The 23,741-nt window shown below is 70.4% G+C and carries 26 protein-coding genes; 21 read left to right on the forward strand and 5 right to left on the reverse strand.

The features are described 5' to 3' along the window. Positions 1 to 102: 102 nt before the first annotated feature. The 8 genes from QM708_RS10080 to QM708_RS10115 all read left to right on the forward strand — a co-directional run bounded on the left by QM708_RS10080 (position 103) and on the right by QM708_RS10115 (position 8,435). Positions 103 to 1,320, forward strand: coding sequence for a branched-chain amino acid ABC transporter substrate-binding protein (locus QM708_RS10080; RefSeq protein WP_415107635.1), 1,218 nt, complete (start codon positions 103 to 105; stop codon positions 1,318 to 1,320). A gap of 82 nt (positions 1,321 to 1,402) precedes the next feature. Continuing rightward, positions 1,403 to 2,362 (forward strand): branched-chain amino acid ABC transporter permease, encoded by a 960-nt coding sequence (locus tag QM708_RS10085; protein WP_415107638.1) that lies wholly within the window; start codon positions 1,403 to 1,405, stop codon positions 2,360 to 2,362. After that, on the forward strand, positions 2,359 to 4,140 hold the full coding sequence (locus tag QM708_RS10090) for a branched-chain amino acid ABC transporter permease (RefSeq protein WP_415107641.1): 1,782 nt from the start codon (positions 2,359 to 2,361) through the stop codon (positions 4,138 to 4,140). Before QM708_RS10085 ends, QM708_RS10090 begins: the two co-directional genes overlap by 4 nt. Further along, complete coding sequence (locus QM708_RS10095) at positions 4,137 to 4,940, forward strand: ABC transporter ATP-binding protein (protein WP_415107644.1); 804 nt, start codon at positions 4,137 to 4,139, stop codon at positions 4,938 to 4,940. Before QM708_RS10090 ends, QM708_RS10095 begins: the two co-directional genes overlap by 4 nt. Further along, the gene (locus QM708_RS10100) at positions 4,933 to 5,643 is read left to right on the forward strand and encodes an ABC transporter ATP-binding protein (protein ID WP_415107646.1); all 711 of its coding nucleotides are present in this window, start codon (positions 4,933 to 4,935) and stop codon (positions 5,641 to 5,643) included. Before QM708_RS10095 ends, QM708_RS10100 begins: the two co-directional genes overlap by 8 nt. A gap of 55 nt (positions 5,644 to 5,698) precedes the next feature. Then, entirely contained in the window at positions 5,699 to 7,534 is a 1,836-nt protein-coding gene (locus QM708_RS10105) for a DUF2207 domain-containing protein (RefSeq protein ID WP_415107649.1), read from the forward strand. A gap of 39 nt (positions 7,535 to 7,573) precedes the next feature. Continuing rightward, on the forward strand, positions 7,574 to 7,855 hold the full coding sequence (locus QM708_RS10110; RefSeq protein ID WP_415107652.1) for a DUF2277 domain-containing protein: 282 nt from the start codon (positions 7,574 to 7,576) through the stop codon (positions 7,853 to 7,855). Then, positions 7,821 to 8,435 (forward strand): DNA-3-methyladenine glycosylase, encoded by a 615-nt coding sequence (locus QM708_RS10115; RefSeq protein WP_415107655.1) that lies wholly within the window; start codon positions 7,821 to 7,823, stop codon positions 8,433 to 8,435. Before QM708_RS10110 ends, QM708_RS10115 begins: the two co-directional genes overlap by 35 nt. A gap of 149 nt (positions 8,436 to 8,584) precedes the next feature. On the opposite strand, the gene QM708_RS10120 is transcribed toward QM708_RS10115, so the two are convergent. Together QM708_RS10120 and QM708_RS10125 are read right to left on the reverse strand one after the other, a co-directional pair. Then, positions 8,585 to 9,631, reverse strand: a complete 1,047-nt coding sequence (locus QM708_RS10120; protein WP_415107658.1) for an adenosine deaminase — start codon at positions 9,629 to 9,631, stop codon at positions 8,585 to 8,587. Positions 9,632 to 9,839: 208 nt separating this feature from the next. Further along, positions 9,840 to 10,445 (reverse strand): inorganic diphosphatase, encoded by a 606-nt coding sequence (locus QM708_RS10125; RefSeq protein ID WP_415107661.1) that lies wholly within the window; start codon positions 10,443 to 10,445, stop codon positions 9,840 to 9,842. 118 nt (positions 10,446 to 10,563) lie between these two features. On the opposite strand from QM708_RS10125, the gene dacB reads away from it, so the two are divergent. Genes dacB through hpt form a run of 4 tightly spaced genes read left to right on the forward strand, consistent with a single transcriptional unit; the run spans position 10,564 to position 14,494 of the window. Continuing rightward, positions 10,564 to 11,988 carry a D-alanyl-D-alanine carboxypeptidase/D-alanyl-D-alanine-endopeptidase gene (gene dacB / locus QM708_RS10130; protein WP_415107664.1) on the forward strand — a complete coding sequence of 475 codons (1,425 nt, stop codon included), beginning with the start codon at positions 10,564 to 10,566 and terminating at the stop codon, positions 11,986 to 11,988. A gap of 10 nt (positions 11,989 to 11,998) precedes the next feature. Next, positions 11,999 to 12,997, forward strand: a complete 999-nt coding sequence (locus tag QM708_RS10135; RefSeq protein ID WP_415107667.1) for a zinc-dependent metalloprotease — start codon at positions 11,999 to 12,001, stop codon at positions 12,995 to 12,997. After that, positions 12,997 to 13,932 (forward strand): tRNA lysidine(34) synthetase TilS, encoded by a 936-nt coding sequence (gene tilS / locus QM708_RS10140; RefSeq protein ID WP_415107670.1) that lies wholly within the window; start codon positions 12,997 to 12,999, stop codon positions 13,930 to 13,932. Before QM708_RS10135 ends, tilS begins: the two co-directional genes overlap by 1 nt. A gap of 10 nt (positions 13,933 to 13,942) precedes the next feature. Then, complete coding sequence (hpt, locus tag QM708_RS10145) at positions 13,943 to 14,494, forward strand: hypoxanthine phosphoribosyltransferase (RefSeq protein WP_415107672.1); 552 nt, start codon at positions 13,943 to 13,945, stop codon at positions 14,492 to 14,494. 85 nt (positions 14,495 to 14,579) lie between these two features. Here the strand turns inward: hpt and QM708_RS10150 are convergent, their stop codons facing one another. Then, positions 14,580 to 14,888: a winged helix-turn-helix domain-containing protein gene (locus QM708_RS10150; RefSeq protein WP_415107675.1), complete on the reverse strand. Its 309-nt coding sequence runs from the start codon at positions 14,886 to 14,888 to the stop codon at positions 14,580 to 14,582. Next, positions 14,885 to 15,322 carry a hypothetical protein gene (locus QM708_RS10155; RefSeq protein WP_415107677.1) on the reverse strand — a complete coding sequence of 146 codons (438 nt, stop codon included), beginning with the start codon at positions 15,320 to 15,322 and terminating at the stop codon, positions 14,885 to 14,887. Before QM708_RS10155 ends, QM708_RS10150 begins: the two co-directional genes overlap by 4 nt. Before the next feature lie 281 nt (positions 15,323 to 15,603). Here QM708_RS10155 and QM708_RS10160 point away from each other — a divergent pair, with 281 nt between their 5' ends. Continuing rightward, positions 15,604 to 16,890, forward strand: coding sequence for an IS110 family transposase (locus QM708_RS10160; protein WP_415107680.1), 1,287 nt, complete (start codon positions 15,604 to 15,606; stop codon positions 16,888 to 16,890). 11 nt (positions 16,891 to 16,901) lie between these two features. On the opposite strand, the gene QM708_RS10165 is transcribed toward QM708_RS10160, so the two are convergent. Then, positions 16,902 to 17,135, reverse strand: a complete 234-nt coding sequence (locus QM708_RS10165) for a hypothetical protein (RefSeq protein ID WP_415107683.1) — start codon at positions 17,133 to 17,135, stop codon at positions 16,902 to 16,904. 331 nt (positions 17,136 to 17,466) lie between these two features. Here QM708_RS10165 and ftsH point away from each other — a divergent pair, with 331 nt between their 5' ends. The 8 genes from ftsH (at position 17,467) to QM708_RS10205 (ending at position 23,739) form a co-directional block, all read left to right on the forward strand. After that, a complete protein-coding gene (gene ftsH / locus QM708_RS10170; RefSeq protein ID WP_415107686.1) occupies positions 17,467 to 19,689 on the forward strand; it encodes an ATP-dependent zinc metalloprotease FtsH in 2,223 nt (740 codons plus the stop codon). Between the two features lies 1 nt (position 19,690). Beyond that, positions 19,691 to 20,254, forward strand: a complete 564-nt coding sequence (gene folE / locus QM708_RS10175; protein WP_415107689.1) for a GTP cyclohydrolase I FolE — start codon at positions 19,691 to 19,693, stop codon at positions 20,252 to 20,254. An 11-nt stretch (positions 20,255 to 20,265) separates the two neighbouring features. Further along, positions 20,266 to 21,075 carry a dihydropteroate synthase gene (folP, locus tag QM708_RS10180; protein ID WP_415107692.1) on the forward strand — a complete coding sequence of 270 codons (810 nt, stop codon included), beginning with the start codon at positions 20,266 to 20,268 and terminating at the stop codon, positions 21,073 to 21,075. Further along, on the forward strand, positions 21,072 to 21,449 hold the full coding sequence (folB, locus tag QM708_RS10185) for a dihydroneopterin aldolase (protein ID WP_415107695.1): 378 nt from the start codon (positions 21,072 to 21,074) through the stop codon (positions 21,447 to 21,449). Before folP ends, folB begins: the two co-directional genes overlap by 4 nt. Next, positions 21,446 to 21,955 carry a 2-amino-4-hydroxy-6-hydroxymethyldihydropteridine diphosphokinase gene (folK, locus tag QM708_RS10190; protein WP_415107698.1) on the forward strand — a complete coding sequence of 170 codons (510 nt, stop codon included), beginning with the start codon at positions 21,446 to 21,448 and terminating at the stop codon, positions 21,953 to 21,955. Before folB ends, folK begins: the two co-directional genes overlap by 4 nt. Continuing rightward, a complete protein-coding gene (locus tag QM708_RS10195) occupies positions 21,952 to 22,464 on the forward strand; it encodes a DUF3180 domain-containing protein (protein WP_415107701.1) in 513 nt (170 codons plus the stop codon). Before folK ends, QM708_RS10195 begins: the two co-directional genes overlap by 4 nt. 5 nt (positions 22,465 to 22,469) lie before the next feature. Then, complete coding sequence (locus QM708_RS10200) at positions 22,470 to 23,150, forward strand: hypothetical protein (RefSeq protein WP_415107704.1); 681 nt, start codon at positions 22,470 to 22,472, stop codon at positions 23,148 to 23,150. Positions 23,151 to 23,397: 247 nt separating this feature from the next. After that, positions 23,398 to 23,739, forward strand: a complete 342-nt coding sequence (locus QM708_RS10205) for a histone-like nucleoid-structuring protein Lsr2 (protein WP_415107707.1) — start codon at positions 23,398 to 23,400, stop codon at positions 23,737 to 23,739. Positions 23,740 to 23,741: the final 2 nt, after the last annotated feature.

Genomic DNA, 23,741 nt, shown 5'->3' on the forward strand with positions numbered 1-23,741 from the left:
CCGAGACCGTTCCGCTGAGCGGGCGGATGCGGCTCTAATAAGCGTCACCATGCGCGGAGGCCGACCGGCCGCCGGTGTGCACTCACCAGGAGGTACTTCAACGTGAAGCGTCGTATCGCTCTCGCAGGTGTTTCTGGCCTGCTTCTCGCGTCCGTGGCTCTCACCGGCTGCGGTCAGCGCAACACTCCGGCAGCGCCGTCGGGGGGTGGTGCCGCGAAGAAGGTGGCCACCATCGGTGTCATCGCGCCGCTGTCGGGTGGTCTGTCGGCGATGGGCAACGGCATCAAGAACTCGGTCGACCTCGCCGTGAGGCAGGCCAATGAGACCAACGCGATCCCGGGCTGGGAGCTGAAGTTCGTCGCCGAGGATGACCAGGGCCAGCCCGATCCGGGCCGCAACGCCGCGACGAAGCTGGTCGCCGACAAGACCCTCGTCGGGGTCGTCGGCCCGCTGAACAGCTCGGTCGGCCAGGCCATGCAGCCGGTCTTCGAGTCGGCGGGCATCCCGCTGATCTCCTCGGCCAATACCAATCCGTCCCTGACCCGTGGCGCCGACCTGGCCAACCCCAAGCGCGCCTACTCCACCTACTTCCGCACCTGCGCCACCGATGACGTGCAGGGGCCGTTCGCGGCGAAGTACCTGCTGGACGAGGGCATCAAGGAGATCGCGACGATCCACGACAAGAAGACCTACGGCGCCGGCCTGGTCGGGGCCTTCAGCGAGGCGTTCACCAAGGGTGGCGGCACGATCGTCGCGGCCGAGACGATCAACCCCGACGACAAGGACTTCTCGGCGGTCATCTCCAAGGTGAAGGCCGCCAACCCGAAGCTCGTCTACTACGGCGGCGAGCATCCGCAGGCGGCGCCGCTGTCGCAGCAGATGAAGGCGGCCGGTCTCACCATCCCGCTGATGGGTGGCGACGGCATCTTCGACAAGGCCTTCATCGATCTGGCCGGCGCGTCGGCGAGCGGTGACCTGGCCACGAACGTGGGCGCCCCGGCGGAGGCTCTGCCGACCGCGGCGGCCTTCGTGGCGGCTTATGAGAAGGCCGGGTTCTCCGGCGGCTACGGTGCCTACGGCATCGGCTCCTACGATGCCGGTACTGCCCTCATCGAGGCGCTGAAGGTGTCGTTGAAGGACGCCGGCGATGCCGAGTCCGCGCGCAAGGCCACCGTGGAGGCCCTGAACAAGGTCAGCTTCACCGGCGCCTCGGGCAAGGTCTCCTTCGACCAGTACGGCGACAACACCACCCGCACGCTGACCGTCTACAAGGTCGAGAACGGTGAGTGGAAGGCCGTCCGGACCGAGGACTACAAGTAGTCGGTGCCGCGAGGCCACTCATAGGTGAGGGGCCGGGCCGACAGGCGCGGCCCGGCCCCTTCCCGGTTCACGAGGGAGTCAGATGGATCTCTTCGCCCAGCAACTCGTCAACGGACTCAGCCTCGGCGCGCTGTACGCGCTGATCGCGGTGGGCTACACCGTCGTCTACGGCATCGTCCAGCTCATCAACTTCGCCCACGGCGAGGTGTTCATGGTGGGGGCGTTCGGCTCCTACACGGTCTGGATCCTGATGGGCTCCCCCTCCCATCTCTCACCCGGTTTCGCGTTCGGCGTCCTGATGCCCGCGATGCTGGTGGGCGGCGTGATGGCCGCGGTCGGCACGGCCCTGCTGATGGAGCGGTTCGCCTACCGTCCGCTACGCGGGGCGCCCCGGCTGGCACCGCTGATCTCGGCGATCGGCTTGTCGATCGCGCTGCAGGAGGCGGTGCGCCTGTTCTACGGACGCATCCCCGGCTTCCCTGACAGCCGCCGCGCCGTCCCGTTCCCCGTCATCGACGGCTTCACCGGGCGCTCCTGGCAGATCGGCGGCGTCACCGTCCAGTACTCGACCGCGTTCACGCTGATCGCGCTCGTATTCTGCACGGCCCTGTTGTGGTGGTTCGTCAACCGCACCCGGATGGGCCGCGCGATGCAGGCCACCAGCCAGGATCCCGACACCTCCCGTCTGATGGGCATCAACGTCGACCGGGCCATCGCCACCGCCTTCGCCGTCGGCGCCGCGCTGGCGGCCGTCGCGGGCATGGCGCACGGATTGCGCTACAACAACATCGACTTCCAGATGGGCTTCATGGCGGGCATGAAGGCCTTCACCGCCGCCGTGCTGGGCGGCATCGGCAATATCAACGGCGCCGTCGTGGGCGGCCTCGTCCTCGGCGTCGTCGAGGCGATGGCGACCACCTACATTCCCGGCCAGTTCGGTTCGTCGGCCTGGAAGGACGTCTGGGCGTTCGCCCTGCTCATCCTGGTCCTGGTGTTCCGTCCCCAGGGCCTGCTCGGCGCGAAGGTGGTGGACCGCGCATGAACGCCACCGTGTCTGCTACGGACGCCTCGGCCGCGTCCCTGCCGCCGGCCGGACGGTGGGTCCGTTTCGCCAAGCCGGCGCGCGTGGTCGCGATCGCCGGCACCCTCGGCGTCCTGGCCGCCCCCTTCATGGCATGGGCCTACCTGCCGAACGCGCTCGACGACGTCAGCTACTGGGGTGAGCCGTCGACGCTGCAATGGTTCGCCCTCGTGCTCGGCGTCCTGCTGCTCGGCAGCCTGGTCGCCCCCTACCTGATCAAGCCGAAACCCGGACGCCGCCCGCGCCGCCTGCTGGCGTTCAACCGGGGCGCCAAGGCCGCGGCGTCCGGCGCCCTGATCTACTTCGCGGTCGCCTCGATCTCGATCGTGCTCGAACTCGGCGGGCTCGTCGCGCTCGAGCCCGGTGCCTGGGTCGGCCTGGCCGGTGCGCTCCTCGCCACGGTCGCCACCCGCGCGCTGCCCGAGGGGCACGATCCGCGCCTGCAGTTCGTCAAGACGCCCCCGTGGGGCCAGATCCTCGGCATCGTCGGTGCGGTGGCGCTCGTCCTGTTCGGTGCCGCCTACGGCCTGGGCCAAGAGGACGCGGGCGGGTTCGTCACGTTCGGCGTGCTGTGCGGCGTCTTGGTGTTCGTGGCGGTGCGCGTCGGCGTGATGGGCTGGTTGTCGGCGGCCGCCGCCCGCAACCGGCATGCGCTCGTGCTCGCCGCTTTCGTGGTGGCGTTCATGTTCCCGATGACGCAGGACGGCTCCGACGCCAATATGTCGATCGCGGCCGGCGTCCTGATCTTCGCCGCCACCGCGATGGGCCTCAACATCGTGGTCGGCCTGGCCGGCCTGCTCGACCTGGGCTACATCGCCTTCTTGGGTGCCGGGGCGTTCACCGCCGCCGTGCTGTCCCGCTCGGCGTTCGCCACGATCGGCTGGAGCCCGCCGTTCCTGGTGGTCGTGCTCATCTCGGGCACCGTCGCGGCGATCCTGGGCCTGATCATCGGCTCGCCGACGCTGCGGGTGTCCGGCGACTACCTGGCGATCGTGACTCTCGCGTTCGGCGAGATCTTCCGGATCACGATGAACAACCTCGACGGCGTCGACGGCCCGAACCTGACCCGTGGCTCCAACGGCATCCCGGCTATCCCCGACCTGGAGGTGTTCGGGTTCAACTTCGGCGAGAGTCACCTGATCCTCGGCGTCCAGATCGGCCGGTTCGCGAACTACTACTGGCTGATGCTGCTGGTGCTCGCCGTGATCATCCTCGTGTTCACCAACCTCAACCACAGCCGGATCGGCCGCGGCTGGGTGGCGATCCGCGAGGACGAGCGGGCCGCGGAGGCGATGGGCGTCAACGTGTTCGGGCTGAAGCTGCTCGCCTTCGCCGGCGGCGCGTTCTTGGCCGGCATCGCGGGCGCGGTGAAGGCGCACGTGGACGTGTCGGTGACCCCCGACCAGTACATCTTCATGGAATCGGCCTTCCTGGTGGCCGGCATCGTGCTCGGCGGCATGGGCACGATCGGCGGCGTCCTGATCGGCGCCTCCATCCTGAAGCTGTTGCCCGAGAAGCTGCGCTTCTTCGAGGACTACCGGCTGCTGCTGTTCGGCGTCCTGCTCGTCGTGATGATGCGCTTCCGTCCCGAGGGCCTGATGCCGGATGAGCGTCGCCAGCTGGAGTTCCACGCCGACGACGAGGACCTCGCCGAGGAGATCGGTGAGAACATCGAGGCGCACGTCATCCCGTCGCTCGCCGGCGCCCCCGATCCCGAGCTCAAGGGAGACCAAGCATGACCGCCCTGCTCAGCGCCCGTGACGTCACCATGAAGTTCGGTGGCCTCACGGCGGTCAACCAGGTCAGCCTGGATGTTGCCCCCGGCGAGATCGTCGGGCTGATCGGCCCCAATGGCGCCGGAAAGACGACGTTCTTCAACTGCCTGACCGGCATGTACCAGCCCACCAGCGGACGGGTGGAGTTCGACGGCCAGACGTTGCCGCCCAAACCCCGCCGGGTGGCGGTGGCCGGGGTGGCGCGCACCTTCCAGAACATCCGGCTGTTCCAGAACATGACCGCGCTGGAGAACGTGATGGTCGGACGCTACGCGCGGACCGGCACCAACGCGCTGGAGGCGATCTTCCGCCTGCCGCGGCATCGCCGCGAGGAGGCGGAGACCCGCCGCATCGCGCAGGAATGGCTCGACTTCGTCGGGCTCGGGGACGCCACCGATCTGCTCAGCCGCAATATGCCCTACGGCGACCAGCGCCGCCTCGAGATCGCCCGGGCGCTGGCCCTGGAGCCGAAGCTGCTGCTGCTCGACGAGCCCACCGCGGGGATGAACCCGCAGGAGACCCGCGAAGCCGAAGAGCTGATCACCCGGATCCGCGGGCTCGGCATGGCGATCCTCGTCATCGAGCACGACATGCGGTTCATCTTCAGCCTGTGCGACCGGGTGGCCTGTCTGGTCCGCGGCGCGGTGCTGATCGACGGCCCACCCGAGGTCGTCCAGAACGATCCGCGGGTGATCGAGGCCTACATCGGGACGCCGATCGACGTGGACGCGCCTGCCGGCGCACAGGAGGACAACGATGCTTGAGGTCAAGGATCTGGTGGTCGCCTACGGGCGCGTGCAGGCGGTCAAGGGCATCTCGTTCACCGTCGAACAAGGCCAGGTGGTCTCGCTGCTGGGCACCAATGGCGCCGGCAAGACGACCACGCTGCGGACGATCTCGGGCCTGATCAAACCCGTCTCGGGCGAGATCTGGTTCGAAGGCGAACGCCTCGACGGGACGCCCGCGCACAGCATCGTCACCAAGGGCATCGCCCACTCGCCCGAGGGGCGCAAGTTGTTCCCGCGGATGAGCGTGGAGGACAACCTGCTGCTCGGCGCCTTCACCCGGCGCGACCACGCCGGCATCAAGGAGGACCTCGACAAGGTGTACGCGCTCTTCCCCGTGCTGGGGGAGCGGCGCCAGCAGCCATCCGGACTGTTCTCCGGCGGTGAGCAGCAGATGCTCGCCATGGGCCGGGCGATGATGAGCCGGCCCCGGCTGCTGATGCTGGACGAGCCGTCCATGGGCCTGTCGCCGATCATGACGCAGACGATCATGCGGACGATCGCCGAGCTTCAGGCCTCCGGCACCACCGTGCTGCTCGTCGAGCAGAACGCCCAGGCGGCCCTGACCTTGTCGGACCGTGGTTACGTGCTCGAGGTGGGCCGGATCATGTTCACCGACACCGGACGGGCGCTGCTGCGCGACGACCGCGTCCGGCACACCTACCTGGGTGTGGATCTGTAGCCGACGCTGGAGTTGGTGGCTACGGTGGGGGTATCCCCGAAGCCGAGGAGCGCTCATGACCCGCACGTCCCGCCTGCTGACGGCGCTGTTCGCCGTCCTCGCCGTCGTGCTCGCCGCGCCATGGATGGCCCTGCCCGCGTACGCCGACGACGACACTCCGCGGTCGTGGCGCATTCCCGAGTTCAGCGCCGACGTCAAGGTCGATGAGCAGGGCACCAGCACCGTCACGCTCGATCTCGCCTTCAACTTCGCCAACGAGGCCGGTCATGGGCCGTACCTGGTGCTGGGGACCCAGCAGGCGGTGGACGGCAATCCCGACCAGTGGCGGATGACCGATGTGGACGTGCTCGAGGTGAGCAGCCCCAGCGGCGCGCCCGCCGAGACCCTGATCACCCGCCAGGACGGGGCGGTGAAGATCCGGGTGGGCCGCGAGGGAACCCGCGTGCGTGGCGTCCAGACCTACCGGATGGTGTTCACCGCCCGCGGCTTGATCGCGCCCCGGCATGCGACCAGCGGCCTCGACGAGTTCAACTGGAATGCGCTCGGAGCCGGCGCGTGGGATGTTCCCATCGACAGCGCCAAGGTGAGCGTCACCGGCCCGGTGGGCGTCAGCCGCACCGCCTGCTTCTCCGGGCGGCAATACGACCAGCCGTGCCAGGCGTCGTCGGCCGGCGACACCACGACCTTCGCCGCCACCGGACTGGACCGCGGTGACGGCATGCAGGTGGTCGCCGGTTTCCCCGCCGGCACCTTCGTCGGTGCCGAGCCCCGGTTCACCAAGCGCTACCACGCCGGCAATGTCATTCCGGTCACCCCGTTGACCGTCGGACTCACCGGCGTCCTCACCGCGCTCGGCATCGGCGCCGTCCTGGTCAAGTACCGGCGCTGGTCGCGCGACGAGGTCTACCTCGGGCTCACCCCGGGCATCCGGCCCGCACCCGGCCAGGCGACGGCGGTCGGTCTGGGCCGCCTGGGCAAGGATGATGTCGCCGTCCAGTTCACCCCGCCCCAGGGCGCAGCGGTCGGTGAGGTCGGCGTCCTGCTCGATACCCGGGCCGACAACGTCGACGTGACGGCGACGATCCTCGATCTCGCCGCGCGCGGGCACTACCAGATCGTCGAAGATGGCAAGAGGTGGCGCTTCGTCCGCCGGACCACGAACGATCCGCTCACGCCCGCCGAAGCGCACATCGTCTCGACGCTGTTCAAGCGAGGCAATGAGGTCACCACCAAGCAACTGCGCGACAAGCGCTACCACAACCTGCTGCCCGGCGCCCGGCAGCGCCTCGAGACACGCGTCACCAAAGACCTGCACTGGTTCAAGGGCAGCCCGCGGGTGGCCCAGGTGCTCGCCTTCCTGACGGCGTTGCTGTTGATCGGTGGCGGCGTCCTGCTCGGCCTCGTGCTCGGCTTCGCCTTCGGGCTCGGGTTGGTGGGTCTCGCCCCGGTGATCGCCGGGCTCGTGCTGGCCCCGCTCGCCTTCAAGGCCGGACGCCGCACCGCGGAGGGGTCGGCCGTGCTCGCCCAGGCGAAGGGCTTCGAGCTCTACCTGCGCACCGCCGAGGCCGACCAGATCCGCTTCGAGGAGGGCATCGACGTGTTCTCCCGCTACCTGCCGTGGGCGACCATCTTCGGCGTCGCCGACCGCTGGGCGAAGCTGTTCGCCCAGCTCGAACGTGAGGGCCGCTACCACCGCGGCGACTGGTACGTCGGCTACGGGTCGCTCGACGGCTACTACTTCGCCGCCGCGATGAACAACCTGAGCCACGAACTCAGTTCGTCGATGATGGCCTCCGCCTCGGCTCAGTCGGCGTCCACGTCCGGTTCGTCGGGCGGTTCCGGCTTCTCCGGTGGCGGCGGCTTCGGCGGCACCGGCGGTGGCGGATGGTGACCTCTAGGCGAGGGGTGTGCGGCGTGGCAGGGTGGGGTCATGTGCCGCAACATTCGTCCGCTGTTCAACTTCGAGCCGCCGGCGTATCCGGATGAAATGCATGAGGCCGCGCTGCAGTACGTGCGGAAGATCTCGGGCATGAACAAGCCGTCGCTGGCCAACCAGGCCGCGTTCGATGCGGCCGTCGCCGAGATCGAGGCCGCCACCCAACGGCTCGTCAGTTCGCTGACCACCTCGGCCGCACCCAAGGACCGCGAGGCCGAACGCGCCAAGGCGCGCGCCCGCAATGCCGCCCGGTTCGGCACGGCGGCGTCCGCCTGAGGTGGTTCCCGATCTCTCGTCGCGCTCGCTCGCGGTTGCGCCGGCCTTGCTCGGCTGCGTGCTGCGGGTGCGTGGCGTCGGCGTCCGGCTGACCGAGGTCGAGGCCTATGAGGGCGCGGACGATCCTGCCTCGCACGCCTGGCGCGGACCGACGGCGCGGAACGCGGTGATGTTCGGCCCGGCCGGGCGGCTGTACGTGTACACGATGCACGGGCACGCTTGCGTGAACATCGTCTGCGGTCCGGACGGGATCGCATCCGCGGTCCTGTTGCGGGCCGGCGAGCTCGTCGAGGGCATCGAGGTTGCCCGGGAGCGGCGTCCGGGCGTGCGGGACGCCTGGCTGGCCCGCGGTCCCGGCAACCTCACCCGGGCGCTCGGCATCACCCGCGACGACAACGGCGCGGTCCTGGACGCCGCGAGCGGCGTGACGCTGACCTCGCCGATCGGTGAGCGCGGCGAGGTGCGCGCAGGCGTCCGGGTCAACGTGTCGCGCGCATTCGACCGGCCGTGGCGCTTCACCCTCGACCATCCGAGCGTCTCCGCCCTCACACTCCACCCGGCGGCGCGCGCGACCCACTGAGTGCGGTCACCTTCGATGTGGGTCGCTTGATCGCAAGAATCAGCCACTCGACGGTGTCAGGAGGCCTCTATGGGCCCGCCGAGGGGCTGATTTTTGCGATGACGCCCGCGTGGAGCGCGAATCTTGGGGTGGCGCGGCGCGCCGAGGTCTCAACGCGGGGGAGTCGCCAACCAGGTGTCGATGTCCGCGATCCAGCGGCGCTTGTCGGGGTCGGGGGCGAAGGATGCCTGCACGGATGCCTTCGCCAAGCTGGCCAATTCGGCGTCCGACAGGCCGTGCGTGTGGCGTGCGGTCGCGTACTGGTCGCCCAGGCGGGACAGGAACAACAGGGGGTCGTCGGCGCCGAGGGCGATGCGCGCGCCGGCGTCGAGCAGGGTCCGCACCGGCACGTCGGCGAGGGTGGGATAGATGCCCAGGTGCACGTTGGATGCCGGGCACACCTCGAAGGCGATGCCCGCGTCCACCATGCGCGCCAGAAGTTCGGGATCCTCACAGGCCCGGACGCCGTGGCCGATCCGCGTTGGTTGCAGGTGTTCGACGACCTCGGCCAGGTGTTCGGGGCCGCGCAGTTCGCCGCCGTGCGGCACGCCCGGCAGACCGGCCCGGCGCGCGATGCGGAAGGCGCCGTCCCATTCGGGTGTGTCGCCGTCCCATTCGTTGTTGTTCAGCCCGAACGCGCACACCTCACCTGGTCCTTGGCCCGCGAACCGTGCCGCCAGCCGGGCGAGGGTGCGGGCGTCGAACGGGTGCCGGGTGCGTGAGGCGGCCACCACGATGCCGACCTGGACGCCGGTGTCGGCCGATGCGGACGCCGCTTCGTCGCAGACGATCTCGAGGACGGGTGCGAGCCCGCCGACCGAGGCGGCATACGAGGTGGGGTCGACCTGCAACTCCAGCCGCCGCGATCCTTCCGCGGCGTCCTCTTCTGCGGCGCTGCGGACGACGGTACGCAGGGCGTCCTCACCGCGGACGACCGAGCGCGCCAGGTCGTAGAGGCGCTGGAAACGGAACCATCCGCGCTTGTCGGCAGGTACGTCGAGGGCGATCGAGTCGACCAGCGACTCGGGCAGTTCGACGCCGCGGGTCGCCGCGAGGCGCTGCAGTGTGGGCACGCTCAGCGAGCCGGTGAAATGCAAGTGCAGGTGCGCTTTTGGCAGCGCGGCGATGTCTCGCGCGCCGGGGGATGGAACCGGCATGTCGGCGAGGAAAGGCGGTGCCTGGGCCGCAGCGTCGTCCCGCGTGCATGACGATGCAACGGGCATATCGACGAGGTGTGTCGGTGTCGGGACCGCGGCGATGTCGCGCGTGTCCGATGGAACCGACGACCCCCGGGGCGCCGTCCGGTCGCTCATCCGGCGATCGGCGTGGGCGCCCCGGGGGCCGGGGTCGGCTGTCTGCGTGGCGTCAGCCCTTGTACTGGTCGTCGTGCAGGCCACCGATGGTGTCCTTGGCGTCCCCACCCGGGGGCGGGGTGAACTCGTTCTCGAAGGAGGTGCCGCGGGCACGATCCCACGAGGCGCGGATCTCGTTCTCGGCGTCGGCGCGGCCGGTCCACACCGCGCCCTCGACCGACTTGCCGGGCTCCAGATCCTTGTAGACGCTGAAGAAGTGCTCGATCTCGAGCAGGGTCAGGTCGGGGATGTCGGTGAGGTTGCGCGTCGTCTCCTGGCGCATGTCGGCCACCGGAACGCACAGCACCTTGTCGTCGCCGCCCATCTCGTCCTGCATGCGGAACATGCCGATCGCACGGCATTCGATGAGGGCGCCGGGGAAGGTCGCCTCGGCGAGCAGCACCATCGCGTCCAGCGGATCGCCGTCCTGGCCGAGGGTGCCCTCGATGAAGCCGTAGTCGTTGGGGTAGGCGGTCGCCGTGAACAGCGTGCGATCCAGGCGGATGCGGCCGTTGTGATGATCCATCTCGTACTTGTTCTTGGTGCCCTTCGGGATCTCAACGGTCACGTCGAAGTGCAACGGGGGCTTGACCTTGGGTCGCTCGAAGCTAGCGCGCATAGCTGTCCTTAACGTCGGTGTGTGCAGCGTGATGCCCAGGCTAGCGTGTGTGCCGACCGGGCGCCTCATGGGCGATGATGGCATCCTGACGAACGGACGCCGGCAGAGGGAGGACGCAGTGCGTGCACGATGCCCCGCCCCGGCGGTTTTGGTGTGGCTCGGGGTGCTGGTCACCGTGGCCGGGATCGTCCTGCTTCAGGTGGTGGTGCGTCCGCAGCTCGCCGATGATCCGCGGGTGGGGGCCGGACGCCTGGACGCTCCGGGCGTGGCCGCCACCCCCGCCCCGGTGTTGCCCGCGCTCGCCGCGCCCGCAACCCCGGTGGACGCCGCGGCGCTGGCCGGACGCCTCGATGCCGTGCCGCGCGACGGGCTGGGCGATGTCGTCGCGCTGGTCGTGGACGCCTCCACCGGCGCCGAGGTGTACCGCAGCGGTGCCGGGCCACGCACACCGGCGTCCAGCCTCAAGGTGCTCACCGGCCTGGTCTCGATCGATGTGCTCGGTCCCACCCGCCGCTTCGCCACCTCGGTGATCCTGGACGGCGGCACGCTCACGCTCGTCGGCGGCGGTGACCCGCTGCTGGCCAGTGTGCCGTCCGATCGCTCACCGGGGCGCGCCAATCTGCGCGACCTCGCGCGGAGCACGGCGGACGCTCTCGCCGGGCGTGGCGTCTCGACGATCGCGCTGCGCTACGACGCGACCCTCTTCGAGGGGCCTGGCTGGAACCCGGCCTGGCCGGATGCCTTCGCCTATTCGGTGGCGCCGATCACCGCGCTCACCGTCGACCATGCCCGGGTGGGTCCCGGGCAGGCCGCCTTCGAGCGCCACCCGGACCCAGCACGTTTCGCGGCCGAACGGTTCGCCGGCGAGCTCACCGCCGCGGGCATCACCGTGTCCGGGATCGAGCCCGGCCGCGCCCCGGACGCCCCCGACGCGACCCCCATGCCGAGTGCCACCCCTACGACCGCGCCGAACGGGCCGGGCGAGGCGGGCCCGGTCCGGATCGCCAAGGTCGAGTCGCTGCCCGTCTCGGGGTTGGTCGAGCGCATGCTCGCCGAGTCCGACAATGATTCCGCCGAGACCTTGTTGTGGCAGGTCGCGCTGGCCCGCGGGCTGCCGGCGACGCCCGCGAGTGGCGCGCAGGCGCTGCGCGCCGAGCTGACCCGGCTAGGGCTGTGGACCGAGGCGATGGCGGTGGCCGATGGTAACGGGATCTCCACCTCGAACCAGGTCAGCGCCGATGCGCTGGTCGGCGCGGTGCGGCGCTCCCTCGATGAACCAGGGCTGCGCGCGCTCACCCAGGGGTTGCCCGTCGCGGGGGTGACCGGAACGCTGCACGAGCGTTTCACGGCCGCCGACGCGGCCGCCGGGCGCGGCGTGGTGCGGGCGAAGACCGGCACGATCCGCGGGGTGAACACCCTGGCCGGTTATGTGGTCACCGACCACGGGCAGCGGCTGGTGTTCGCCTTCATGACCTCCGGCGGCACCCAGTCGTCCGCCCGGGCCTGGATCGACCGCGCATCGTCGGCCCTGGTCGCCGCCTAGGCTGGCCCGCATGCCGAGCGTTCCCCTCATTGACGCGCGGGCCGCGATCGCGGTCGGCGCGGGCGTGATCCCGCCCGGCCCGGTGCTCACGCCGGCCGAGGCCGCCGAGGTGGTGGCCGGCCTGCGGGCCGCGGCGCTGGCGTCGGTGCGCCCGGTCGCCGAGGTGACCGGGCTGGGCGCGATCGCGGACGGTCCGATGCGGGTCGTCGACCGGCGCGACTGGCTGCGCGCGAACGTCGAGATGACGCTGACCATGCTCGCCGAGGCGGGCGATGGCCCCGACACGCCGCCCGCGACCGCGTGGCAGAGGGCCGAAGCGCACGCGAACGGCGCCCAACTCGGGGGGCTGTTCGCCGCACTCGGCACCCGCATCCTCGGCCAATACCTGCCGTTCGCCGCCGAGCCGTCCCTGCTGCTGGTCGCCCCCAACGTCGCCCAGGTCGAGCGGGTGCTCGGCGTCCGGCCGGCCGATTTCCGGCTGTGGGTGTGTCTGCACGAGCAGACCCACCGGCTGCAGTTCGCGCGCGCGCCTTGGTTGCGCGGGCACCTGATCGGCGAGATGAGTCTGCTGCTCGCCGACGACGACCACGCTGAAGCAGAGGCTCGCCCCGAACGCCGCAAGGAGCGTCCGCGCAGCCTGCTGGATCTCGCGGCCACCCCCGAGCAGCAGCGCGTGATCGGACGCGTCGGTGCCGCGATGAGCCTGCTCGAGGGCTACGCCGACGACATGATGGACCGCGTCGGCCCGGCCGTGGTGCCCACCGTCGACAGCATCCGGGCCCGCTTCGAGCGCCGCCGCCACCGGGGCGGATGGGTCGCGGTGCTCAACCGGCTGATGAGCATGGACCTCAAACTCGCCCAGTATCGCGACGGTGCCCGGTTCTGCCGCGCCGTCATCGACCGGGTCGGCGTGGACGGGCTCAACGTCGTCTATGACGCGCCTGCGCACCTGCCCAGCCCACAGGAGATCGCCGACCCCGCGCGCTGGATGGCGCGCGTGCACGGCTGATGGCCCGCCGCGCGCTGGGCGCCGCGACGCTCGCGGTGGTCCAGGCGGTCGAGACGCTCGCCTGTGAGCCGTGGCTGGTGGCCTGCTCGGGCGGGGCCGACTCGCTCGCGCTGGCCTGGGCGGCGCGGCATGTCGCCTCCCGCCGCGGCACGCCGGTGCGTGCGCTGGTCGTCGACCATGGCCTTCAGCCCGGTTCGGACGCCGTCGCCGCGGCCGTGCGTGCGCGCCTGGCCGGATTCGGCCTGGAGGCGTCGGTGGCCGCCGTCACCGTGCCCGAAGGCAGGGCCGGGCCCGAGGCGTCCGCGCGTGAGGCGCGCTATCAGGCGTTGTCGGACGCCATTTCTCCCGGCGAAAGCGTGCTGCTCGGTCATACCCGTGACGATCAGGCCGAGACCGTGCTGCTCGGCCTGGCCCGCGGCGCGGGCTTGGCGGCGCTGTCGGGAATGCGCGCCGAGCGCGGCCCGTTCCGGCGTCCGCTGCTGGATCTCCCCCGCACCACCACCGCGGACGCCTGCGCCGAACTGGGCCTGGAGCCGTGGCACGACCCGATGAACGCCGACCGGCGTTACGCGCGGGTGCGGGTGCGCGAGGTGGTGCTGCCGGTGCTGGAGGCCGAACTCGGGCCCGGCATTCGCGATGCGCTGGCGCGTTCGGCGCGGCTGCTCGGCGAGACGCACAGCCTGATCGCGGTGCTGGCCGACGAGACCGAGCCCGGATGTGAGGCTGACTGCCGCCACCTGGCCGGGCTCGCGCCCGGCGTGCGGCGGCAACTGATCCTCGAATGGTTGCGCGACCAAGGCGTCCGCGACGTGGCCACCGTGCACGTGGACGCCGTCGAACGCCTCGTCATGGCATGGAGAGGGCAGAAAGGCGTCGACGTACCCGGCGGTCGCGTTTCGCGCAGAGACGGGCGGCTGTACGTCACGCTCCGCTAGGCTGTGGGGAGTGGATGCCGCCCATATCAGCGGGGATTTGACCCGCGTCCTGCACACCGATGCCGAGATCCAGGCGAAGCTGGCCGAACTGGCCGCCCAGATCGACGCCGACTACGAGGGCAAGGAACTGCTGCTCGTCGGAGTCCTCAACGGCGCGATCATGGTCATGGCCGACCTGTCGCGTCACCTCAACAGTCACGTCAACATGGACTGGATGGCCATCTCCTCCTACGGCTCGGGCTCGCAGAGCTCCGGCGTGGTGCGGATCCTGAAGGATCTCAGCACCACTTTGGAGGGGCGCCACGTCCTGGTCGTCGAGGACATCATCGACACCGGCCTCACCCTGGCCTACCTGATCCAGAACCTGCTGTCGCGCAAGCCGGCCAGCCTGGAGATCATGACGATGTTCCGCAAGCCGGACGCCTTGCAGAGCCCGGTCGAGGCGAAGTACGTGGGCTTCGATCTGCCCAACGAGTTCGTCGTCGGTTACGGCCTCGACTACGCGGGCCGCTACCGCAACCTGCGCGACGTCGCGACGCTGGCCCCGCACATCTACAGCTGAAGGCCCCGACGGCTGAAGGCTTCGAGGTGCCGCGGTCGCCGAGGCGGCGGCACCTCCTGCACTGCTCGCGGGCGGTGCGTGGTCGCTACCCGCGAGCGATGGCCTGCAGCGCCGCGAGGTGCTGTGCCCATCGCGCGCGCCCGGCGTCGGTCAGGCTGAGCCAGGTACGCGGCCGCTTGCCCACGTATCCCTTGCGGATGCGGACCAGCCCCGCCTCTTCCAGCGCGGACGCCTGCCGGCTGAGCACCGAGTCGCTCACCTGAAGGTGGTCGCGCACCATGCCGAACTCGGATTCCTCGGTGGTGGCCAGGGCCGCGACCATCGAGAACCGGACCGGATGGCTGAGTTCGTCGACGAGTTGATGCCGCGGGTGCTGGGCGTCGGACGCCGTCATTGACGGGCCTCTTTCCAGGCCGGGACGACCGTGACCAGCGTGAGCGCGAGCGCCGAGGCCACCGTGAACCAGATCTCGCCCTTCCACCACACGGCGCCGCCGATCATGCAGAACGTCCAGGTGAGGCCCCAGATCAGCATGGCGCGGAGCCAGCGGCGTCCGAAACCTGCCTTGGTGGCCCGGGTGAAGACGATCGTGACGGTGAGCAGGATGCCGGTCCACGCCAGCATGGCCAGCATCGGGATGAAGAGGAGCCGCACGTCGACGAGGAGCACCAGCCAGATGGCGATCACCGCCATCGACGACACCCCGCCCAGCCCGAGCAGCAGGGCGATCTGCGGCCAGCTGGCGCCGGACTGGGCGGCGGCGCCGAGCTGACCGGCCTGCTCCAGCAGGCGGCGGGCCTCGTCGGGGGAGGGGTTCTGCTCGCTCACTGGACTACCTTCCTTGTGTCGGCGTTCCCGGATGGAGCGTCGATGCACCCCGGGTGCCGCCAGGTCATCGCCCTGCTCGCTTGACGCTTCGGACGTCCAGCGTGAGATCCGCGAGGTCTGGTGGTTGTCCGGGACGTGTGGACCGTCGATAGGGCTGAGCGCCAAACCCGAGCGTGGGGGCGAGCGCCTGTCAGTGAGCGAACCGGCAGACACGTCCCGGCACCTGCGGCACCCAGAGACGAGGGTGCCTCCCCACTGGGACTAGCAGCGAGGAGGCTGACATGAAGTCTGCCAACACACCGAACACCGAACAACCCGAACACCCGCAAACCACGGCTCTGCCGGACGTTCCGCCCCGTGATGTGACGGCGGGCCTGGACTGGGCTCGTGACGACCACGCCGTGAGCATCGTCGACGGCCGTGGACGTGAGATCGCCCGCACCATCGTGGAACACACGGCCCAGGGACTGCGGGAGCTGACCGGGTTCCTGGCTCGTCATGGCGCCGCCGAGGTCGCGATCGAACGCCCCGATGGGCCGGTCGTCGACACGCTGCTGGCCGCGGGCGTCACCGTCGTGGTGATCTCCCCGAACCAGGTCAAGAACCTCCGTGGCCGATACGGTTCGGCAGGCAACAAGGACGATAGGTTCGACGCCTACGTTCTCGCCGACACGCTTCGCACCGACCGGGCACGGCTGCGGCCGCTGATTCCCGATACCGATCCCACGGTCGCGTTGCGTCACCTCGTTCGGGCCCGCAAAGACCTGGTGAACCAGCGCGTCACCGCCGCGAACCAGCTCCGCGCGCACCTGCGGGGCGCACTGCCCGCCGCGGTCGGCCTGTTCAAGGACATCGACTCGCAGATCAGCCTCACGTTCCTGGAACGATTCGACACCCAAGACAAGGTCGACTGGCTCTCCCCGAAACGCCTCGGCCACTGGCTGGCGGCCCAGGGCTACTCCGGGAAAGTCAGCCCGACCGTGCTGCACCAGCGCATCCTGGACGCGCCCCGAGGAGCCACCGGCGCCCACGGCACCACCCACGCGCCCATCACCGCCGGCTACGTCGCCGTGCTGCGCACCCTCACCGACCAGATCAAAGCTCTCGCCGAGGAGATCGACCGGCAGCTGGACGCCCACGCCGATGCGCACATCTTCACCAGCCTGCCCCGCGCGGGCCGCGTCCGCGCCGCCCGCCTGCTCGCCGAGATCGGTGACTGCCGAGCCAGATTCCCCACCCCCGAGTCGCTGACCTGCCTCGCCGGAGCCGCACCCTCGACCAGACAGTCCGGGCGCTCCCACATCGTCGGCTTCCGATGGTCCTGCGACAAGCAACTCCGCGACGCCGTCACCGACTTCGCCGCCGACACCGTCAAAACCAACCCCTGGGCCGCGCACCTCTACCAGCGAGCCAGAGACCGCGGATGCGACCACCCCCACGCCGTCCGCATCCTCGCCAGAGCATGGCTGCACATCATCTGGCACTGCTGGCAAGACCACGCCCCCTACAACCCCGCCAAACACCGCGCACTCCAGCCCTACCTCACCCCAAAAACCGAGGCGGCTTGACATAGGGCTTCTCACGCCTGTTCCATCCTCGCCAGCTTGACCTTCATCGACGCGTACACGCTGGCCCAGATCGTGCCGGCCATGGCGGCGGCCGAACTGGCAGCCACCATCAGTGCCGCGGACTCGATGGTCAGCGCGTAGGCGAACAGCCCGGTCATCCAGGCGATCGCGGCCGCGGGGCCGATCCACACCAGACGGATGCTCGCCCGGATCTTGTCTGCCTGGGACTGCTGGGTGCGGGTCATGGTGTCCTCCTCAGGTGGTGGTGAGAGGTGTTCCCCTCGTGTCCAAGACACTAGCAACTACTTTCCAAAACGACAAGTAGTTGCATAAGAGATTCCTCTTTCCTCGCTGACCCACGCGCACGATCGATACCGTCGCGCACGAAATTTCGTAGGCAACGGTGCAACTCGTGCGCGCGAGTGCCGCAGGGCCGACGTGGACGCGGTGGCTGGCCGGGGCGGGGTGGGCAGGGGCGGGGGAAGGGCGGGCGTCACGGACGGCGGAGTGTTCCGGGTGGTTGGCGGGGTCCGGTACTCTCGACGGCGCACCCACTCATCCATGACAGGGAGTCGAATGAAGGCACCGCGACTGCTCCGCAGTCCGTTCCTGTGGATTCTTGCCATCTTCGTGCTGATCGTCGTCGGCATGAACCTGTTCTCGGCCTCCAGCCGCTATCAGCAAGTGCCCACGTCGCAGATCATCAAGATCATCGACGGCGACGAGGCGCTCCGCGAGGTCGTGATGGTCGATGGCGATCAGGAGATCCGGCTGGAGTACAAGGATGACGGCGGTGCGCGGATGCGTGCCACCTGGGTCGGGCAGCAGAGCAACACGATCGTCCAGCGTCTCGATGCGCGGGTGGCGGCCGGCACGCTGGAGCAGTGGCGCGGCGAGAACCCGGGCAGCAGCCTGCTCTCGACCTTCCTATGGGGCGTGGTGCCGTTCCTGCTTCTCGGCGTCCTGTTCTTCTTCATGATCAGCCAGGCCCAGGGCGGCAACCGCGTCCTCGGCTTCGGCAAGAGCAAGGCGAAGGTGGCCAGCAAGGACACCCCGCGGACGACCTTCGCCGACGTCGCCGGCTGTGAGGAGGCGATCGAGGAACTCCAGGAGATCCGCGAATTCCTCTCCGAGCCGGCCAAGTTCACCGCGGTGGGCGCCAAGATCCCCAAGGGCGTCCTGCTCTACGGCCCGCCCGGGACCGGCAAGACGCTGCTCGCGCGCGCCGTCGCCGGCGAGGCGGGCGTCCCGTTCTTCTCCATCTCCGGCTCCGACTTCGTCGAGATGTTCGTCGGCGTCGGCGCCAGCCGCGTCCGTGACCTGTTCGAGCAGGCCAAGGAGGCCGCGCCCGCGATCGTGTTCATCGATGAGATCGACGCCGTCGGACGCCACCGCGGCGCCGGCATGGGCGGCGGCCACGACGAACGCGAGCAGACCCTCAACCAGCTGCTGGTCGAGATGGACGGCTTCGACGTCAAGGGCGGCGTGGTGCTGATCGCGGCCACCAACCGTCCCGATGTGCTCGACCCGGCGCTGCTGCGCCCGGGCCGCTTCGACCGGCAGATCCCCGTCGAGGCGCCCGACATGAAGGGGCGTCTGCAGATCCTGCGCGTGCACGCCGCCAACAAGCCGATGGCCGCGGACACCGACCTGGAGTCGGTCGCCAAGCGGACGCCGGGCTTCACCGGCGCCGACCTGGCCAACGTGCTCAACGAGGCCGCGCTACTCACAGCCCGGCAGAACCTGCAGTGGATCCCCAAGGCCAACCTGGACGAGGCGATCGACCGGGTCATCGCCGGCCCGCAGAAGCGCACCCGGGTGATGAACGAGCGCGAACTGCTGATCACCGCCTACCACGAGGGCGGGCACGCGCTGGTGGCCGCCGCGATGCCCGGCAACGACCCGGTGCAGAAGGTGACGATCCTGCCGCGTGGGCGCGCGCTCGGCTACACGATGGTGATGCCGGACGCCGACAAGTACTCCCAGACCCGCGGCGAACTGCTCGACCAGCTGGCCTACATGCTGGGCGGGCGCGCCGCCGAGGAACTGGTCTTCCACGACCCGACCACGGGTGCGGCCAACGACATCGAGAAGGCCACCAAGACCGCACGCGCCATGGTCACCCAGTACGGCATGACCGAGACGCTGGGCGCGGTGAAGTTCGGCGGCGACAACACCGAGCCGTTCCTGGGCATGCAGGCCGGCATGGGCGGGTCGCGCGACTACTCCGAGAGCGTCGCGGCCACCATCGACGCCGAGGTCCGGGAGCTGATCGCCACCGCGCATCAGGAAGCCTTCGACGTGCTGCACGAGAACCGCGACGTCCTCGATGAGCTCGTCCGGCAGCTGTTCGAGCACGAGACCCTCGACAAGGAGCAGGTCGCCCGCGTCTTCGAGCCGCTGCGCCGCCGCCCGCGGCGTCCGGCCTGGACCGGTTCGGACTCCCGGCAGCCGTCCGACGTGCCGCCGATCGACCCGCCGGAACGCAAGATCCCCGATCCCGTCGCGGTCGCCCCGCAGCAGGGCGCGTGGGAGGGGCAGCCGATGCCCCCGCAGCCCGGCGCGCTTCCTCCGATGCAGCCGGGGCCCTGGCAGCCCGGGCCGCCGGCCGGGCCGTGGGGCCCGCCGCCGCAGGGCCCCTACGGCCAGCCGCCCCAGCAGGGTCCCGCGCCGTGGCAGCAGCCCGGCCAGCCCCCGATGCCGCCGCAGCCCCCGCAGCCGGGCGCCGATCCGTGGAGCCAGCCGGGCGACCAGCAGCCGCCGGCCGGCCCACCGTTCCAGCCTCCGCAGGAGCGCTGAGATGGCGGTCGACCACCCACGCCTGGTGGCGGCGATCCGCGAGGTGCTGGCCGCGGTCGGCGAGGATCCCGACCGCGACGGCCTGCGGGACACCCCTGAGCGGGTGGCCCGTGCCTACGCGGAGATGTTCGCCGGCCTGGACCAGGACCCGGCCGAGCACCTGAGCGTCACCTTCGACATCGCGCACGAGGAACTCGTCCTGGTCAAGGACATCGAGATCTGGTCGACCTGCGAGCACCATCTGCTGCCCTTCCACGGGCTGGCGCACATCGCCTACATTCCCAGCCCCGAGGGCCGGATCACCGGGCTGTCGAAGCTGGCCCGCCTGGCCGACGTCTACGCGCGGCGTCCGCAGGTGCAGGAACGCCTGACCGGGCAGATCGCCGACGCCCTGGTCGAGCACCTCAAGCCCCGCGGGGCGATGGTGGTCGTCGAGGCCGAGCACCAGTGCATGACCATGCGCGGGGTCCGCAAGCCGGGCAGCAAGACCGTGACCTCGGCCGTCCGTGGCGCGCTGGTGAACGCCGCCACCCGAGCCGAGGCGATGAGCCTCATCCTGCGCTAGGGGACGGCCCGGTGGCCCGCACGCTGGTGATGGGGGTGCTCAACGTGACCCCCGACTCGTTCTCCGACGGCGGGCGCTGGGTGGATGCCGACGCCGCCGTCGCGCACGGCCTGGCGCTGGTCGCGCAGGGGGCCGACATCATTGACGTCGGCGGCGAATCCACCCGCCCGGACGCCGGCCGCGTGGACGCCGACACCGAACTGCGCCGGGTGCTTCCGGTGGTCACCGCGCTCGCCGAGCACGGTGTCGCGGTCAGCATCGACACCATGCGCGCATCGGTGGCGGCCGCCGCGATCGAGGCCGGCGCTCGGTGGGTCAACGACGTGTCCGGCGGACTGGCCGACCCCGCGATGCTGCCGGTGGTGGCCGAGCGGGAGGCGTCCTATATCGCGATGCACTGGCGCGGGCATTCCCGCGCGATGGCCGAGCGGGCCGTCTACGACGATGTGGTGGCCGCGGTCTGCGACGAGCTCGGACGCCGCCGCGACGCCGCCCTCGGCGCCGGGATCGCGCCCGGGCGGCTGGTACTCGACCCGGGCATCGGCTTCGCCAAGAACGCCGCCCACAACTGGGCGGTGCTGCGCGGCTGGGACGCCTTCGAGGCGCTCGGCTTCCCGCTGCTGCTGGCGGTCAGCCGCAAGCGATTCCTGGGGGCGCTGCTCGCCGAGGGCGAGGCGCCGCGCCCGCCCGAACAACGCGATGTGGCGACCGCCCACTTGTCGGGGGTGTTCGCTGCCCGCGGGGTATGGGGCGTCCGCGTCCACGATGTGCGGGCCAGCGCCGATGCCATCGCCGTGGCCGATCGATTGGGGAACAGATGAACGCCGAACGGATCACCATCGCGCTGAAGGGCGTGAGCGCCCGCGGCTACCACGGCGTGTTCGCCGCCGAACGCCGTGAAGGGCAGACCTTCGTGGTGGACGCGGTGCTGAGCGTGCTGCGTCCCTCGACCGCTGATGTGTTGGACACCACCGTCGACTATGGCGCGCTCGCGCTCGCCCTGGTCGCCGCGATCGAGCGCGACCCGGTCGACCTGATCGAGACCCTCGCCGGGCGTCTCGTCGAGGTCTGCCTGGCTTCGCCGCTGGTCGAGGAGGCGACGGTGACCGTGCACAAGCCTGAAGCGCCGATCACCGTGCCGTTCGGTGATGTCGCGGTCACCTGCACCCGGCGCCGTGCCGAGGAGCGAGCGTGAGCTCCACGGTGCCGTTCGTGCTGTCGCTGGGCGGCAATGTCGGTGATGTCGCCGCCGCGCTGGCGCGGGCGGTCGCGCTGCTCGGCGCTGTGCCGGGGGTGAGGGTGCGGCGGGTGTCGGCGGTGTACCGGACGCCGGCTTGGGGCCGCACCGATCAGCCCGACTTCCTCAACATCGTCGTGCTGGGGCAGACCACGCTCAGCCCCGAGGAGCTTCTCGATAGCACCCAGGCGATCGAGAACGAACTCGGCCGGGTCCGGCACGAGCATTGGGGGCCGCGGGTGATCGACATCGACCTGGTCGTCGTTGGTGACCAGGTGCGCGAGGACGCCCGCCTGAGCCTGCCGCACCCGTTCGCGCACGAGCGCGCGTTCGTGCTGGTGCCCTGGCTGGACGCCGACCCCGGCGCTCAGCTGCCCGGCCATGGCCCGGTGCGCGCCCTGCTCGGCGCCCTGGACGCCTCGGGCGTCGTCCGCGTCGACGGCCTCACGATCGCGGTGCCGTGAGCCCGCACGGACCGACCGTCAGACCGACCCGGCCCGGCGTGCTCGCGCTCGCCGGGGGCGGGGCGACGGTGGTATCGGCCGCGGCGTTCGTGTTCTGGCAGGACCGGGGCGGCTCGCTGCCGATCCCGGGATGGATGTCGTGGGTGGGGGTGGCCCTGCTCGCGGCGGGCATCGGCTGGCTCGCCCGTGTCACCCGGCGCACCCTCGCCGCGGACCGCTCCGCGCTCGACCCGGCCGCGGCGGTGACCCGGATCGTGCTCGGCAAGACCAGCCGGCTCGCGGGCGTCCTGCTGCTGGGCGTCTACGCGGCGCTGATCGTGGTGGCGGCGCGGGCCTGGCCGGCTCCGCTCGCCATCGAGCGGGTGATTCACGCCGGATTGTCGGTGCTCGCCTGCGGGGCATGGATGCTCGCCGGCCGCTCGCTGGAACGCGCCTGCCGGATTCCGGAAGACGACGACTCCTCCGACGGCGATGATCCCGCGTCTTCGCCGGACGGACCGGTAGGCTGACCGCCGTGACCCAGCAGACGCATTCCGCACCGCGCAGCCGCCGCCGGATTCTTCTCGTGACGTCCCTGGCGGTCGGCACCGCCGCCTCCGTGGCCCTGATGGTGGCCGCGCAATGGATGACGCTTCTGGCCTGGCCGGCGCTGATCGTGGCGCTGCTGGCCGGTTTCCTGGCCACCTGGGCTGCCTTGGTCGAGTTCCGCGAATGGCGCGAACGCGCTCAGGCGGACGCCGCCCGCGCCCGCGCCGAGGAGCGCGACCGCACTCAGGAGCTGCACGCCGCGCAGCGCCGCGTGCTGGGCGCCGTGCATGGACGGGTGCGGTCGCTGAGCGGTGAGCTGGTGGTCGCGAAAGAGTCGCTGACCCGCGCCGAGTCGACGCTCGCGGAGGTGAACAAGGCCTACGGCGAGACCCGTCAGCAGGTGTCGCGCTTGCGCGGCGACAACGAGGCGCTGCGGATCGAGAATGACGCGCTGCGCACGGTCGGTGAGGAACTGTGGGCCGAGAATCGCCAGTTGCGCGCATCCGGTGAGGCGCCGGAGGCCGAAGTGGTCACGCTGCCGCGCCGGCGGGCGCTGGCCCGCGACGGAGAATGGGATCTGGATTCGGCGCCCACGGTGGTCGATCTGGATCTGGCCAGGCTCGCCGCGCCATTCATCAGCGAACTGCGCGAGCGCCACGCCAACTAACGATCGTTCACTTCTGACAGTCTTCACAATTGTGCCCGGTGGGTTCTTCCCGCCGGGCACAATTGCGTCCTGGCCCCGTGTGGGCATGGAATCACCCGGAAAACCCGGCTGAATAGGGGCGCCAGGGTGAGAAACAGGCTCTACGCGTTGCCCCGATGGCGCCAACCGTGTAGTTTAACGATTATCTATCCGGGGGGATATCTACTGAGCGGGCTGAGATGCCCGCAATGACCGAAAGGCTATATACATGGCACAGCGTGTGCGTATCGAGCTCACCGACGACCTTGCCAAGGATGGGACTCTCGCGACCCAGACGGTGACGTTCGCGCTCGATGGCGTCAACTACGAGATCGATCTGAGCGACGAGAATGCCCAGAAGCTGCGCGACGACCTCGCGCAGTGGGTGGCGGCGGCCCGTCGCGCCGGGGGGCGCAAGGTTTCCAGCCGCGGCAACTCGTCGCGTCGTCGCTCCGAGGCGGGTTCCGCGAACGACATCCGGGCCTGGGCGCGTGCTCAGGGCATGGAGGTCTCCGACCGGGGTCGCGTCAAGGACGAGATCCGCGCGGCCTACGAGGCGGCGCACGCCTGATC

The organism is Propioniciclava sp. (assembly GCF_047602245.1).
Lineage (GTDB): Bacteria > Actinomycetota > Actinomycetes > Propionibacteriales > Propionibacteriaceae > Propioniciclava.